16 protein-coding genes are annotated in these 14,594 nt (G+C 59.6%); 12 read left to right on the top strand and 4 right to left on the bottom strand.

The window, feature by feature from the left end:
- The first annotated feature begins 133 nt into the window (after nt 1-133).
- Complete coding sequence (locus AKL25_RS13450) at nt 134-1,042, top strand: LysR substrate-binding domain-containing protein (protein WP_050478174.1); 909 nt, start codon at nt 134-136, stop codon at nt 1,040-1,042.
- Here the strand turns inward: AKL25_RS13450 and AKL25_RS13445 are convergent.
- Nucleotides 1,036-1,782 (bottom strand): GntR family transcriptional regulator, encoded by a 747-nt coding sequence (locus AKL25_RS13445; protein WP_050478173.1) that lies wholly within the window; start codon nt 1,780-1,782, stop codon nt 1,036-1,038. The two genes, AKL25_RS13450 and AKL25_RS13445, sit on opposite strands and share 7 nt — an antisense overlap.
- A gap of 179 nt (nt 1,783-1,961) precedes the next feature.
- Here AKL25_RS13445 and AKL25_RS13440 point away from each other — a divergent pair, with 179 nt between their 5' ends.
- The 3 genes from AKL25_RS13440 to AKL25_RS13430 all read left to right on the top strand — a co-directional run bounded on the left by AKL25_RS13440 (nt 1,962) and on the right by AKL25_RS13430 (nt 4,917).
- Nucleotides 1,962-3,140 (top strand): mandelate racemase/muconate lactonizing enzyme family protein, encoded by a 1,179-nt coding sequence (locus AKL25_RS13440; protein WP_050478172.1) that lies wholly within the window; start codon nt 1,962-1,964, stop codon nt 3,138-3,140.
- Nucleotides 3,141-3,152: 12 nt separating this feature from the next.
- Complete coding sequence (locus AKL25_RS13435; RefSeq protein ID WP_050478171.1) at nt 3,153-3,515, top strand: 5-carboxymethyl-2-hydroxymuconate Delta-isomerase; 363 nt, start codon at nt 3,153-3,155, stop codon at nt 3,513-3,515.
- Between the two features lie 112 nt (nt 3,516-3,627).
- The gene (locus AKL25_RS13430; protein WP_050478170.1) at nt 3,628-4,917 is read left to right on the top strand and encodes an MFS transporter; all 1,290 of its coding nucleotides are present in this window, start codon (nt 3,628-3,630) and stop codon (nt 4,915-4,917) included.
- Nucleotides 4,918-5,232: 315 nt separating this feature from the next.
- On the opposite strand, the gene AKL25_RS13425 is transcribed toward AKL25_RS13430, so the two are convergent.
- Nucleotides 5,233-6,168: a LysR family transcriptional regulator gene (locus AKL25_RS13425; protein WP_050478169.1), complete on the bottom strand. Its 936-nt coding sequence runs from the start codon at nt 6,166-6,168 to the stop codon at nt 5,233-5,235.
- A 100-nt stretch (nt 6,169-6,268) separates the two neighbouring features.
- Between AKL25_RS13425 and AKL25_RS13420 the strand changes: the two genes are divergently transcribed.
- The 6 genes from AKL25_RS13420 to AKL25_RS13395 all read left to right on the top strand — a co-directional run bounded on the left by AKL25_RS13420 (nt 6,269) and on the right by AKL25_RS13395 (nt 10,976).
- Nucleotides 6,269-7,285 carry an aldo/keto reductase gene (locus tag AKL25_RS13420; RefSeq protein WP_050478168.1) on the top strand — a complete coding sequence of 339 codons (1,017 nt, stop codon included), beginning with the start codon at nt 6,269-6,271 and terminating at the stop codon, nt 7,283-7,285.
- Nucleotides 7,286-7,477: 192 nt separating this feature from the next.
- Complete coding sequence (locus AKL25_RS13415) at nt 7,478-7,921, top strand: MarR family winged helix-turn-helix transcriptional regulator (protein ID WP_050478167.1); 444 nt, start codon at nt 7,478-7,480, stop codon at nt 7,919-7,921.
- Nucleotides 7,922-8,073: 152 nt separating this feature from the next.
- A complete protein-coding gene (locus AKL25_RS13410; protein WP_050478216.1) occupies nt 8,074-8,499 on the top strand; it encodes a Cif family virulence factor in 426 nt (141 codons plus the stop codon).
- An 11-nt stretch (nt 8,500-8,510) separates the two neighbouring features.
- Nucleotides 8,511-9,002, top strand: coding sequence for a YybH family protein (locus tag AKL25_RS13405; protein WP_157050637.1), 492 nt, complete (start codon nt 8,511-8,513; stop codon nt 9,000-9,002).
- Nucleotides 9,003-9,025: 23 nt separating this feature from the next.
- On the top strand, nt 9,026-9,994 hold the full coding sequence (locus AKL25_RS13400) for a quinone oxidoreductase family protein (RefSeq protein ID WP_050478166.1): 969 nt from the start codon (nt 9,026-9,028) through the stop codon (nt 9,992-9,994).
- Between the two features lie 82 nt (nt 9,995-10,076).
- Complete coding sequence (locus tag AKL25_RS13395; RefSeq protein ID WP_050478165.1) at nt 10,077-10,976, top strand: SMP-30/gluconolactonase/LRE family protein; 900 nt, start codon at nt 10,077-10,079, stop codon at nt 10,974-10,976.
- Between the two features lie 108 nt (nt 10,977-11,084).
- Here AKL25_RS13395 and AKL25_RS13390 read toward each other — a convergent pair whose 3' ends face one another.
- A complete protein-coding gene (locus tag AKL25_RS13390; protein ID WP_167541884.1) occupies nt 11,085-12,104 on the bottom strand; it encodes an AraC family transcriptional regulator in 1,020 nt (339 codons plus the stop codon).
- Nucleotides 12,105-12,168: 64 nt separating this feature from the next.
- Between AKL25_RS13390 and AKL25_RS13385 the strand changes: the two genes are divergently transcribed.
- Entirely contained in the window at nt 12,169-12,957 is a 789-nt protein-coding gene (locus AKL25_RS13385) for an alpha/beta fold hydrolase (RefSeq protein ID WP_050478163.1), read from the top strand.
- Nucleotides 12,958-13,021: 64 nt separating this feature from the next.
- On the top strand, nt 13,022-13,558 hold the full coding sequence (locus AKL25_RS13380) for a carboxymuconolactone decarboxylase family protein (protein WP_050478162.1): 537 nt from the start codon (nt 13,022-13,024) through the stop codon (nt 13,556-13,558).
- Nucleotides 13,559-13,666: 108 nt separating this feature from the next.
- Here the strand turns inward: AKL25_RS13380 and AKL25_RS13375 are convergent, their stop codons facing one another.
- The gene (locus tag AKL25_RS13375) at nt 13,667-14,578 is read right to left on the bottom strand and encodes a LysR family transcriptional regulator (protein WP_240475733.1); all 912 of its coding nucleotides are present in this window, start codon (nt 14,576-14,578) and stop codon (nt 13,667-13,669) included.
- Between the last annotated feature and the right edge of the window lie 16 nt (nt 14,579-14,594).

Raw genomic sequence — 14,594 nt, 5'->3', positions numbered from 1 at the left:
CGCTGCGCGCCAGGGGTGGCGCATGGCCGGGGTAGCGGCATGAGCACATGGTAATCAAGATGATGCCGTGTGATAATCCGGGCAATGGCGTACGGCTTGTACGAAATTCCGCACAATAAAGGCGACCAACGCAATGACGACCGACATTCATTCCATGGCAGATTTGTCGACCTTCGCCCTGGTCGTCCAGCATCATGGCTTCCGCCAGGCCGGACGCGCCAGCGGACAGTCCGCCTCGGCCTTGAGCGAGGCCGTGCGCCGGCTGGAAAACAAGCTCGGCATCCGGCTGCTGTTGCGCACCACGCGCAGCGTGACGCCGACCGAGGCCGGCGCGTTGCTGCTCAGCCGTTTGCGGCCGGCGTTGGACGAAGTCGCCAACGCGCTCGACGTGCTCAACGACCTGCGCGACCGCCCACGCGGCACCTTGCGACTGAACGTGCCGGTCAGCGCGGCGCGCTTCTTCCTGCAGCCGATGGTCAACGCCTTTATCGGCGCCTATCCGGAAATCGTGCTGGACCTGGTCGTCGACAACAATTTTGTCGATGTAGTGGCGAGCGGCTGCGACGCCGGCATCCGCTACGGCGAACGATTGGAACAGGACATGATTGCGGTGCCCATCGGGCCGCGCACGCAGCGCTTTGCCGTGGCCGCCGCGCCCGCTTACCTGGCGCGACGCGGTGTGCCGGAACATCCGCGCGACCTGTTGCAACATGCCTGCCTGCGCGGGAAATTTCTCAGCGGCGCGATCTATCCGTGGGAATTCGAGCGCGATGGACAGACGCTCACCGTCGAACCCGACGGCCCCCTGATCGTCACCCCGACCGTCGCCGACCTGACGGTGAGCGCGGCAGTGGCGGGACACGGCTTGATTTATCTTTTTGAAGAATGGCTGGAGCCGTACATGAGCTCCGGCCAGTTGCAGCCGGTGCTGCAGGACTGGTGGCCGAGTTTTCCCGGACCGTTTTTATATTATTCGGGACGCCGCCACCTGCCTGCGCCGTTGCGGGCCTTCATTGATTTCATCCAGCAGGACGATCAGTGATCCGTCGCTGCCGCCCAGCGCAGCTCGCTGAGGTAGTCGTGGGTATCGGTCGCCATCCATGAGGATCTGAATTCCACCGGTTCTCCGCGCAGGTCGTAGCCGGTGCGAATGGACAGCAAGACCGGATGACCGACAGGTAAACCGAAATCCTTCGCCACCTTCTTTGGCAGCAGACAGGCCCGCAGGCGGTCTTCCACGCGGCTCACCGAGATGCCGCACTGCTGCTCCAGGAATGAATACACCAGATGAAACGGCGCACCGTCTGCGCCCCATTCCTTGGTCCCTACCCGCGCAAAAGGAAAACTGATGGTCTCCAGCACCAGCGGCGCGCCGTCAAGAACGCGACGGCGGCGCAGGCGATAGACCAGTTCGTCGGGCGCGAGCTTGAGGGCCGCGCGTTCGTCGGCGTCGGCAGCGGCGCGCTCTTTCAGCAGCAAGGTGTCTTCCGGCAGGCGTCGCATGCCGTCGGAGCGGTCCGTCAGGCGGTAAAAACTGGTGAAGGCGCGCTCATTGGTGGCGCGCGTCACGAAGGTGCCGCGTCCCCGGTGGCGCGTGACCAGCCCTTGCCCGCTCAGTACGTCGAATGCCTTACGCACGGTACCGACGCTGACCTTCATGTCCTGTGCGAGCGCTTCTTCGCCGGGCAATACCTGGCCGGGCAGCCATTCGCCGGCAATGATGCGTTCATGGATATAGCGTGCAAGCCGGACAAACGCCGGGCTGAGATCGATAGGAGTCATTTCTCTATTCTATATAGAATAGAGAAGTAACACTATAGAATTTGATTCCAAGCTGCTCCTCCCCTCGCTATAGTCCTCCATGTCGATGTCCGGCGGCTGCCGCCCGCTACTTCAGATGCAGCTTTCTTGCGCCGCGCCGCAGATCGACATTTCTTTCATTCATTCGTTGAGATATCGCCATGACCAAGCACATCCATCGCATCGCTTCCGTCGAGGCTTTGCACGTAGGCCAATTCCTGTATGCCCGCATCCGTACCGAGGCGGGACTGACCGGCTACGGCGAAGCGGGTTCATGGGGGCACATCGAAGCCGCCAAGGCCGCGCTGGAAAAGTTCGGCAAGTACCTGGTCGGCCAGGATGCCAACCAGATCGAACTCCACTGGAACGTGATGCAGCGCTTCTCCCACTTCCGCGGCACCGCAGTCAATGCGGCCGTGTCGGCCATCGACATCGCGCTGTGGGATTTGCTGGGCAAGCGTCTGCAGGTGCCGGTCTGGCAATTGCTGGGCGGCAGCTATCGCAACAAACTGCGCGTCTATGGCCATGTGTATGCCGAGACATTGGAAGAGGTCTTGTCGGAATGCCGCCGCCTGCGCGAAGAAGGCTTCACTGCAGTCGGCCATATCAATCCTTTCCTGGATGAACCGGAAGGCCACGAATATTTCCGCTCGCATGCCGGCAAGGTGCGCGACGCCAAGGAGCGCGTCATGGCGTTCCGTGAAGCGGTAGGCCCCGATGTCGACTTGCTGATCGAAATGCACCGCCGCCTGAGTCCGGCCGAAGCGATCGCCATCGGCCAGGTGCTGGAGCCGCTGACGCCGATGTGGCTGGAAGACCCTCTGCGGCCTGAGTTCTACACACAGATGACGACGGTCGGCAACGCCATCCGGGTGCCGATCGCCACCGGCGAACGTTTCTGTACTCCGGCGGAGTTCCAGCAACAGCTGGCCGGCGGCGGCGTGCGTTATGCGCGCGCCTCGGTGTGCGTCTGCGGCGGCATTACCGGCGCCAAGAAGATTGCCGCCCTGGCCGAAGCGCAAAACGTCGATCTCGCTCCGCACAATCCGCTGTCGCCGATCAGCCTTGCCGCCTGCATGCAGGTCGCCGCCGCCGTGCCCAACTTCGCCATCCAGGAATATCCGACCGGATTTGAAAACCTGGTCCTGAAGTCCGGCCAGAAGTTGCTGGGTTCCGATCTCGTCAAAAGCCATCCGGTGCCGCAAGCCGGCTTCATCACCGTGCCGGATGCTCCCGGCATCGGCGTCGAACTGGTGGACGACGTGGAACTCAAGCGCGCCCCGCTGTATCGCCCCGTATCGATGCGCCGCACCATCGACGGCGCACCGCTCGATCAATAACCGGGAAACGCCATGCCCCATCTCATCGTCGACTATTCGCCGGGATTGTTTGCGCCGGACAGCGTGGCGCAGACGCTGCTGGAACTCAACGCTGCCGTCATCGGCAGCGGCAGCATCCAGAAAGAAAGCGATCTCAAGTCGCGCATGATTCCGCTGGAGGCGACACGGGTCGGCACGGAGGCCGGCGCGCGCGGGTTCGTCTATGCCCAGCTGCGCGTCTTGCCCGGACGCACGCCGGCCATGCGCGCCGAATTGTCGCAGCGGATCGCCGGCGTCATTCGCGCCCGCTGCGCCAGGCCGGTCGGCATGAGCGTGCAGCTCAGCGTGGAAGTGATCGAGATGGAACGCGAATCGTATGTAAAAGAAGTCCTGTAAGCCATTGCCTGAAAGCGGCAAGTCGACCGGAAGCGCAGCCCGTGAGCTGCGATCCGCCGGCACGAGACCGCTGGCGCATCTATTGCAAAGTAAGAACCGAGGAGACTGCAACATGCAAAACACCATCACCGGCGAGCTGAACAACGGGCTCGACATCGGGCGGAACAGGTGGCTGGTTATTCTGCCGACCGTGTTCATCGTCTACATGCTGTCGTATTTCGACCGCGTCAATATCGCCATGGCGCTGCCGCACATGACCAAGGAGCTGGGCCTGACGTCGACCCAGGGCGGCTGGATCGGCGGCGCCTTCGCCTGGGGCTATGCGCTGACGCAATTGCTGGCCGGCTACCTGGCAATGAAATTCGGCGCGCGCCGCCTGGTCGCTGTCTGCCTGGTGCTGTTCGGCGCTGCCGCCATGCTGACCGGGCTGGCCACGACATTCTGGCAAGTGCTGAGCGTGCGGATCCTGCTCGGCCTGGCGGAAGGTCCTGTGTATGCCGGCACCTCGATCCTGCTGGCGCAGTGGTTCATGAAGGCCGAGCGCGGCCGGGCATTCGGCATCTGGAATCTGGGCGCGCCGCTGGGAGGTTTTCTGGCGGGGCCGATCTCGGGCGCCATCATCGCCCACTACGACTGGCGCGTCATGCTGATCGCAGAGGGATTGCCCGCCTGGATCTTTTGCCTGATCTGGTTCAAGTCGATTCCCAAAAGCCTCGATACGGCAAGCTGGCTGCCGTCGAACGATCGCGATGCCATCAAGCAGACGCTGGCCGAAGAGCAGGCTGCGCACAAGGAACCGGAAGCGGATTCCTGGTGGACGATTTTCAACGAACCTGCCGTGTGGCTCATGACCCTGGGCTTCGGTCTCAACACCATTCTGCTGTACGGCATTACTTTGTGGTTGCCGACGGTGATGAAGTCGTATGGCCAACTGAGCGAAACCGCGATCGGCTTCTTCGCCGGCGCACCCTTCGTCATGTCCATGCTGGGGATCTACTACATCAGCCGCCGCTCCGACAAGCACGGCCAGGAGCGTCGTTGGCACGCGGCGATACCGACCATGATCACGGGCTTGCTGATGGCGGTGGCGGCGTTTATCCCGGCGCCCCTGTTCTATGTACAGATCGCGCTCTTCATCCTGATCGGGTTCACCCTGAAGATGCTCATGCCGCTGATCTTTTCGCGGTTGACTGAAATTCTGCCTCTGCGCAAGGCGATGCCCGCGGTGGCTTTCGTCAGCGGCGTGGGCAATCTGATCGGACAGTTCCTCGGCCCTCTCCTGGTCGGCTACGTCAGATCGATTTCGCCGGACTACAAGATGTCCTTGCTGATGCTGGGGGGCGCGGCTTTCCTGGGCGGCGTCGCGATTGCGGTATCGAAGACTACTCGCGAACGAAACTGACACTTTGCGTGCAGCGTCATAGTTCTCAATGAAATCAAGGAGATAGTTGAACTCCCCTCAGCTTGTCCACAGGTCTGTGCACAGAATGTGGGGATAACTATCGACGCCAGCGAGGCGTCGTCAGGAAGTCTGACAAACGCCGCAAATGCGTTAATGCCGTTCAGTTAAGCCTGTTTTCCTGAAGCAGTCGTCCCAGCGAACGCTGGGATCCAGTGTCGTGAAAACGGTCAATACGCCGCTGGGTCCTGACTTTCGTCAGGACGACAGTCATGCCGTGCGGATGCCTGCCATGGCGGCCGGCCCGACAATCCAGCTTCACACCGTAAGCGCAATCGCCTTTGTTTTCCTCGCCGGCGCAATCATCCGCGAGCGCTGAAGCAGTTCGCGGAAATGCGTCACCAGCGGGCGCAACGCCACTTTATGCCACGCCACCCACAGCGACGCGCGGTAGTTAAGCCACGGGATTTCATGCAGCACCACGCCCTCGGGTCCTTGCTGGTGCAAGCTCTTCTGCACCATCGTCACACCCAGGCCGGCAGCCACCAGCCCCAGTGCTGCCAGCGGTTCGCTGACTTCCAGCGTGATGCTCGGCGCGAATCCTGCCTGCGCGCAAGCGGCGATGAAGTTGTCGTGCGTGCGGACGCTTTCCTTGTGGATGACGCCGATCCACTTTTGCGCCGCCAGGTCTTGCGGCGTGAATTTCTTTGCGCGCGCCAGCGGATGGCCGACCGGCAGCGCCAGCAGCATCGGGTCGCTCAACACCTGATAGGACACCAGTTCCGGGTCGTCGGGAGGCACCGGCTCGCAGATGAGCCCGACATCCAGGCTGCGTTGGCGCAAGCCTTCGAGCTGGGCGGTGTTGGAGTAATTGTAGAGCGCGATATGGATCGACGGCCGTTCGGTCAGCAGTTCGCGCAGCGCACTGTTGAGCACTCCCGAGTGCATGGCGTTTTCCAGATAGCCGATGCACAGGCCGCCGTCGTCGCCGCTGCCGAGACGGCGCGCCATCGATTCCAGGCGTTTGGCATGCGCCAGAAACGCCTGCGTCTCCCCCAGAAAAGTCCGTCCGTCCGCCGTCAGTCTGATGCGCTGCTGGCTACGCTCGAACAGCGTGAGACCGAGCCGCTCTTCAAGTTGGGCGATCTGCCGGCTGAGCGGGGATTGCGAGATATGCAGGCGCTCGGCCGCGCGCCCGACGTGTTCTTCCTCTGCCACCGTGGCGAAATAATGTAATTGCCGAATATCCAACATATCAGACCTCCAAGGACTCAACCAGGTCATATTATGTCTTGGACAGACTCAATTAGCCACCCTAAAATCGCTCCACCTTAACCAATTTCAGGAGTTGATCATGAGCATCAAGGACAAACTTGCAGGCAGCGTTCTCGGCTTCGGCACGGCGCCGCTGGGCAACATGTTCCGTAACATCCCCGAGGCGGAAGCCGCCGCCACCGTTCGCGCAGCCTGGGAGCACGGCATCCGCTATTACGATACCGCCCCCTTCTACGGCGCCGGCCTGGCGGAAATCCGCCTGGGGCAAGCCCTGGCCGGGCACAAGCGCGACGACTACGTCATCAGCACCAAAGTCGGCCGCATCGTGCTCGATGAAATCGTGAGCGGCCCTCAGGAATTCGGCGAAAAGGGAACGGTCTTTGAGCACGGCCGCAAGAACAAGGTCATCAACGATTACTCGGCCGACGCCACCCTGCGCTCCATCGACGACAGCCTCAAGCGCATGGGCACCGACCGCCTGGACATCGTCTGGGTGCACGACATAGCGCAGGATTTCTATGGCGACGAATGGCTGGCGCGTTTCGAAGAAGCGCGCACTGGCGCATTCCGGGTGCTCACCCGCCTGCGCGACGAAGGCGTGATCAAGGCCTGGGGATTGGGTGTGAACCGGGTGGAACCGATTGAACTGACGATGGAATTGCAGGAAGCCCAGCCGGACGGTTTCCTGCTTGCCGGCCGTTACACGCTGCTGGACCACGAGCGCGCCCTGCAGCGCGTGATGCCGGACGCTGCCCGGCTGGGCATGGAAATCGTTGTCGGCGGCCCATACAGCTCCGGCATCCTGGCCGGCGGCGCCAACTTCGAATACCAGCCGGCCTCAGCTGACATCATCGCCAAGGTGGCCCGCATCAAGGCCGCGGCAGAGCGTCACGGCGTGAGTATCAAAGCGGCGGCGCTGCAATTCTCGCTGGCCAATCCCGCAGTCGCCGCGGTGATCCCCGGCGCCAGCAAACCTGAGCGCCTGGCAGAAGATCAACTGGCCTTGTCTGCGATTATTCCGCAGCAATTCTGGCATGAGCTGCGCGAACAAGGCCTGGTTGCGCCGAATGCTCCGCTGCCGGGAGATCGCCGCTAAGCGCTGCGTGGGGTGAGTGTCAGCCGGACCGGTTTATTGCAACAATATATCGGTCCGGTTCTGTTCGGTGAATGACTGTTCGCCGGCATTTGTACCTCGGTACGGGGATAGTTGAGGAAGAAATGCGCTGTGATTGACAGATATACTTATATGCCCTTATTATTGTCGCAAATCGATCGTTAAGCTGGACTTATGCCCAAAGACCTTTCACCCGGAATCTGCAACAGCACGGCCATTCGCAAAGCTGCCCGACATTTGGGGCGGTTTTATGATGGATGCATGGCGCCAACTGATTTGCGGATCACGCAGTACGCAATTTTGAATCTGATCGCTACCCGCGGCATGCTATCCATTGCCGAGCTGGCTGAGGCCCTGGTCACTGACAGAGCAACAATGGGGCATAACTTGCGCCCCCTTGAGCGAGACGGACTAATCACCATCGCGGTGGGCGCGAGCGATCGCAGAGAACGGGAAATCACCTTGACCGATGCGGGAAAGGCCAAAGAGGCTCAGGGTAGAGTAGCCTGGGAGCGCGCCCAGCAGCAGTTCGAAACAATTTTCGGCAAAGAGGATGCCTTGGCAATGCGCCGCATCATGTATCGCGTTACTACCTTGGATCTGGAAATCTCACCGTAGCAAAAATCAGGCAGCAAAACGGAAAGCATTGTGCAGCACGCCCTCGCCTCTCAATGCGTTACATATAGGGGCATATAAGGATAATTATGTTTAAGCGATTTCTTGCGACACGTTTGATTGCGACGATAGTTATAGCAGCGGCATCAAGCGCCATGGCTTACGCCCAGGAAAAAGGAGCCGGCGACGGCGAGGCTGTTCGCGCCCTGTTCTTGAAACAGGTGGATGCCGAGAACGCGCACGACCTCGGCAGACTTGACAGTATTTTGGCCGACAGCCTTGACGATCAATCGTCCCCGGTTTCCTTCGTTGCCCGCGCCTATCAGTTCTGGGGAAAAAAAGAGGTCATGAAACACTTTGAGGAGATTTTCAAGGGAACATGGCATCTGGAGCCCGATATGGCGCGTAGCCGGATAGTCACGGTGAGCACGGACACGGTGCAGATCTACGTGCCGACCAAAGTGACTTTCGGAGCACCGGGCAAAGACGCCGTTACCGCGACCTTCCTGATCAATCAATTTGCTGTGCACACATCCCAAGGTTGGCGCTTCACCGCCATTCTTCCCGTCCCCGCTCAATAAGGAAACAAAAAATGAAAATGCAATTTAAAGCGACACTGTATGTTGCAGTTGCTTGCGCAACCTTGCTGGTCTCGCATGCCGGCATCGCGGCAACCACCTTTACCGAGACCGACCGACAGCAGATAAAAGAAGTTTTTGAGCGGCAGGCCCAAGCTGCGACGGCGCACGACCTTGCGGCATTTGACGCAGTCTTTGCGGCCCCGAGCGAAGTCGGAGACCCTGTCGTGTTCGTGGCTCGGCCATACCAGTTCTGGGGAAAGTCGGAGCTCATTGATCATTTTCGGGAAACATTCAAAGGCGTGTGGAAGTTTGAGCCGGATCTGACCAAGATGCGGGTGATCCCCTTGACGCCGGACGTGGCGCAGCTCTACGCACCCACGCAGATTACGCTCGGCCATTCTGCTGCCGACGCCCGCACGGCATCGTATCTCGTCTATGAAGTTGTGGTTCGCACCCCTGCCGGTTGGCGTATCGGCGCCATCGTCCCGATCGCGGCACAGTAATCCTCACGTCAAGGAGAAATCCAATGCAAGCAGCGGTCTATTATGAGAATGGGACACCGGATGTGTTTCGCTATGAAACGGTCGATGAACCGACATGTGCACCCAATGAGGTACTGATCGAAATCAAGGCCATCTCGGTAGAGGGCGGCGATCTGATCAACCGGGAAATTCGCCCCCTGGCGCGTGTTCCCCACATTGTGGGCTACCAGTGCGCAGGGATAGTCCTGGAGGTTGGCGCGAACGTGCATGATCGTCAACCGGGCGACCGGGTTGTAGCAGTTCTTTCATGGGGGTCGCATGCGCAGCGTGTGGCGGCTCCGGCGGCCGATACCTGGCTGATTCCAGAGTCATTGGACATGGCTGTCGCCGCGGCCGTACCCGTTGCGTGGGGAACGGCGTACGAATGCCTGTTTGAAGCGGGCAGTCTGGTCAGCGGGGAATCGGTGCTGATCCACGCGGGCGCCGGTGCGCTGGGGCTGGCCGCAATACAACTGGCTCACCGCGCCGGCGCTACCGTGTACGCCACCGCGTCGGACGACACACGCTTGTCGCGCCTGACGTCTTACGGCATGACGGCTGGAATAAACTACGTCGACAGCGATTTTGTCAAAGAGATTGCGACGCTGACCGATGGTCGCGGTGTGGATCTCATTGTCGACAGCATTGCAGGGAGCACTCTGACGCGTGGTGTTCAGGCGCTTGCGTATAAGGGGCGGCTCGTTACTGTCGGCGTGTCGGGCCGTGATCAGGACCGGCTCGATCCGGTGAGCTTATGGAGGGGAAACCAGAGCTTGCATGGCGTCTTCTTTCCAACACTTCTGGACACTGAGCACCATCGTGTCCACGGCAATGTGCAGACGCTGCTGGAACGCGTTGCGGCTGGAGAGTTGCAAGTCGTCATCGACAAGACCTTTCCATTGCAGGAAGCGCGCGCCGCACACACCTACGTAAGTTCAAGGCAGGCATTTGGCCGGGTTGTCATGCTTCCTTGAGCGAAGGCAGCGCGGCGGTATCGTTGGATAAAAGGCCATGCCGCCTGCTCGCACCGATCAATCAGCAACTGGAAATGTCCCCATGTTCAAATGGCTAGCAGGATTTGTACTTACAACGTTACTGGCAAGCGGCGCATTCGCCGGGTCGCCGAATACCGATATCGTTGCAGATGGTCTTGGTTTTCCGGAGGGGACGATCGTCGTTAATGGGGCGCTCTATTTCGTGGACTATCAGGCTTCCACCGTGAATAAACTTAATGGCAGCAGCTACGCGACGGTCGCAAAATTGCCGGGATGCGGAGCCAATGGGCTTGTCGCTGCAAATGGAAGCTTGTTGGTGGCTTGTTACGATAGCGGCGCGATTGAAAAAATCTCGCTGAATGGGGCGCGCCTGGGGACGATCAAGCATTCACGTTCGGGAGAGCGATTCTCTCACCCGAATGATCTGGTTACGAACGACCGTGGCGATGTGTATTTCACGGCCTCGGGTGATCGTCCCGGTGAAGGACAGGTATTTCTTTTGCCGCACGCCAGCGATGTGCCGCAAAAAGTCGCAGATGGCATCGACAATGCAAATGGTATTGCGGTATCCCCGGACGGCAAGATTTTGTACATGGGAGAAAGCGGCGCCGACAGGATCCTCCGCTATCGGATCAACGATGACGGGACGTTGGACAGGCCGAAGATATTTGCTCAGCTCGACTCTCTTGCCCCACCCTCTTCTACTGGCCGCCATACGCCGGACGGTATTCGTGTGGGGCCTCACGGACTGATCTATGTGGCGTTATTTAACGGCGATGGATGTTGGGTCTTAAATGCAAAAGGGGAACATATCAAAACAATAGAGGTGCCTGGCGCGCACCATTCGAACCTGGCAATCTCGGTTGCTGAACAGGTCCTTTATGTGACTTCGATTTCCAGCTCGTCTGGCCGAATCTATCGCATGCCGCTTCCTGCAGAAATACACGAGAACAAAAATTAAGGGAATCCATGGCGGCTACTGTCGAATCGGGATCCCAACATATCATCGGAAGAACGAGTAAGCCGAACCATCAAGAGGCCTGGAAAACACCTTTTAGTCTGCTCGCATCTAAGAGCTTGCGTCGCCTGACGCCCTGTCCTGAAGCCTGCTTGTCTCGCTCGGTGCATAGCCGAACTGCGCCTTGAAGGCTCGGCTGAAGGCCGCATCCGACGCGTAACCGACGCGTTCCGCTGCCTGGGTGACACGCAACCCGCCGCTGGCAAGCATGTCCGCAGCCAACGTCAATTTCAGTCGTTTGACATAGTGCAACGGCGCCTCGCCGACCCGTGCCGTGAAGCGCTCTGCAAAAATCGAGCGCGACATCGCGGCGATACCGGCCAATCCCTCGACCGTCCACGGCTGATACGGCGCCGCATGGATGGCATTGAGCGCGCGGCCGATACGTTCGTCGCCCAGTGCGCCTACCCAACTGCGCGGATGCGTCTGACTGGCGGCCCAGGTACGCAGCGTACGTATCACAAGCAAATCGATCAACCGTGAGATCATCAGCGATGAACCTGGCTCGACCTCATGCGATTCCTTGACCAGGAAATGGGTGAGCGCGCGTAACCAATCCGGCGTCTTGCCATCTTCACTGGGAATATGCACCACCAGAGGGAGCGCCGCCATAACGGCTGCCAGCGATCCGCCTTCGAAATGGAACAGGCCGCCGACAAGAGAAGTCGGCGCGCCATCGCCGCCGTAATCGAGCACCGACTTATCGCGATCAAAATGTTCGTTGATGAGGCTGCCGATTTCTGCCGGCGGCGTGGCAGGATCGTCGCAAATCTGGTGGACGATGCCATGCGGCAGCAGCAACATATCGCCCTGATGTACGGCAATCGGCTCGGCACCCTGCGTCTTGATCCACATCGTACCGGTTTCGACGAAATAGAAATGCGCCGCCCGCTTAGGAAAAGCAATGGACCACGGCCCTCTCAGCCGCGCCGAATACACCAGTTCACCACGCAAACGGATCAGGGTCAGCACTTGGGACAAGACATCAGCCCGGGTAGCCGCCATGTCATAGTCCGCCATTCTTCCGGACGATCGATCATGAAGTCCGGGCTCTCGGATATGGGCTGTCATGTCATTGACTCCTATCATTCTCCCTGTGGTTTCCGATCTTATAGACCTTCTCCAGGAGTATGACATGAAAGTAGCAAACGTTTTGATATTGACTTCCGTGGCCTTGGCCAGCGTTCATGCAATGGCTGCAGAAAATCCGGCTATTGCCCTCGTCCACGGCGCATTTGAAGACGCCCATATCTGGGACGGCGTCAGCGCCAGGCTGCAGGCTGACGGCTATCGCGTGATCAACGTCAATCTGCCGGGCCGTCCGAGTGCGCCGATGGCGACCAATCTTGTCAGCGGCGACGTGTATCGCGACACGGTACTCAAGGCCATCAATGGCGAATCCAAGCCGGTAGTGCTGGTGGGTCACAGTTTTGGCGGCATCGCGATATCGGCGGTAGCAGAAGCGGCCCCGGCCAAGGTCAGGACAGCCGTGTATCTGGCGGCCTATCTGCCGCAGGACGGCGAATCGATGCTGTCACTGGCGAAGCAAGACCGGGATAGCAAAGCCGGTCCGGCACTGAAGATTGACGAAGCCAAAGGCATGGTCTCGGTCAACTACGCGGCCCGCGCCGATCTGTTTGCCAACGGTGCGCCGGAAGGTTTGCGCAAGGTGTTGCCGGACCTGATCATCGATGAGCCGCTGGCGCCTATCGTCACACCGTTGAAGCTGACCGCGCAACGCTTCGGCAAGGTCGACAAGGTCTACATCCACACCGCACAGGATCAGGTCGTCAGCCCTTACCTGCAGCAAAAAATGGTCGCCGCCACGCCGGTTCGCCTGGAGTTCACGCTCAACACCGGCCATACGCCGTTCCTGACCGACGTGCCAGGCCTGGTTTCAGCGATCGAAAAATCTGCTGAATAAGCATTCATCCGTATTGAAGGCGCGCCTGAGGCCGCCCCCCATTCTTACTTTTTAAGGAACAATCATGAGCCGTTTATTTAACCAACCAGTATCCGAATCCAGCGGACACGCCGCACAACTTTACGCCGGCATCAAGGCCGCCGTAGGTCTCGTACCCAACGCTTACGTCAATATTGGCAGCAATAGCCCGATAGCATTGGAAACGCTGCTTAATATTGACGGGGCGTTAAAAAAGGGAACGCTCGGCGCGAAAGAGGGAGAGGTCGTGAAACTCGTCGTCAGCCAGGCCGCAGCATGCGATTATTGCCTGGCAGCGCACACCTTGATCGGCAAAAAAACCGGGCTGAGCAAAGAAGACGTTCTGGCCATCCGCGAAGGAGAACCATCGAGCGATGTGCGCCTGGATACGCTGGCAAATTTCACCCGGGAAGTGATTTCGACAAAAGGAACACTGCCAGCCGCAGCATTGGAAAACATCAGAGATGCCGGCTTTAGCGATGCGCAAATTGTAGAAATCGCCCTTGCCGTTGCCAGCATCACGTTCACCAATCTGTTCAATCGGATCAACGATACCGTGGTCGATTTTCCTCCGGCGGATTAAACCTGCCAGAGCGTCCGCGTCAGCACACTTCGGTGTGCTGACGATCTCAGTGTTAATCGCCCTCATTGGGTACAGCATTTTTACAATAACTGAGCCTGCAGGCCCAACTCACCGGCCAGATCCGGCGCCTCCCGCCAGTTCAGTTTCGGGTCCAAATCGCGCAGTCATGAAGTTGATGAAACTGACCAGCTTTGCCGTCAGCTTGCGTTCCGGCAAATACACCAGATGTACGGGATTCGACGGCGAAGGCAAGTCGGGAAACAGTCTGATCAAGCTTCCTGCGGCGATATCCTGGGCGACCATCATCTCCGGCTGGAAAATGACGCCGAGGCCAGCGAGTGCGGCTTCACGCAGAGCGTTGCCGCTACCGCTGATATCGAGGCGGCCAGGTACGCGTACGATCTGTTGCGAATCATCCGCGAGGGTGAAGCGCCAGTCGCGTTTCAGTCCGCTGACGAACCCGATCGCAATGCACTGGTGTTTTTCCAGATCCTTGGGCGTTGCCGGCGTCCCATGTCGCGCAAGGTACGCCGGCGATGCGCAGGCAACGAGCGACGAGCGGGCCAAGGGGCGTGCGATCAGATTTGAATCGGGCAGATCGCCAATGCGGATTGCCGCTTCAAAGCCTTCGTCGGCAAGATCGACGAACCGGTCGTTCAGCGCCAGCTCCACTTCCACCTCGGTATTGGCATCAAGATACTCGCCGATTGCCGGCACCAGCTTCATGGTGCCGTACATCACCGGCACACTCACGCGCAGGCGACCTCGCGGCCGTTCACGTATATCGCGCGCCTCGCCTTCCGCCGCCTGAACCTGCGCCAGAATGTTGACGCACTGTTCGTAGTAATTGCGGCCCGTGTCAGTCAGGCTTTGCTGGCGCGTCGTGCGGTTAAGCAGACGCGCACCCAGCCGGTCTTCAAGCGCCCGGATGTGGTTGCCGACCATGGTTGCGGTCATCCCGCTGCCTGCCGCCGCGGCAACAAAACTTCCACGTTCGACGACCCTGGTGAAGATCGACATGCTGACAAAACGATCC

The sequence above is a fragment of the Herbaspirillum rhizosphaerae genome (genome assembly GCF_001189965.1).
GTDB lineage: Bacteria > Pseudomonadota > Gammaproteobacteria > Burkholderiales > Burkholderiaceae_D > Herbaspirillum > Herbaspirillum rhizosphaerae.
This window is presented reverse-complemented; position numbering and strand designations above follow the sequence as displayed.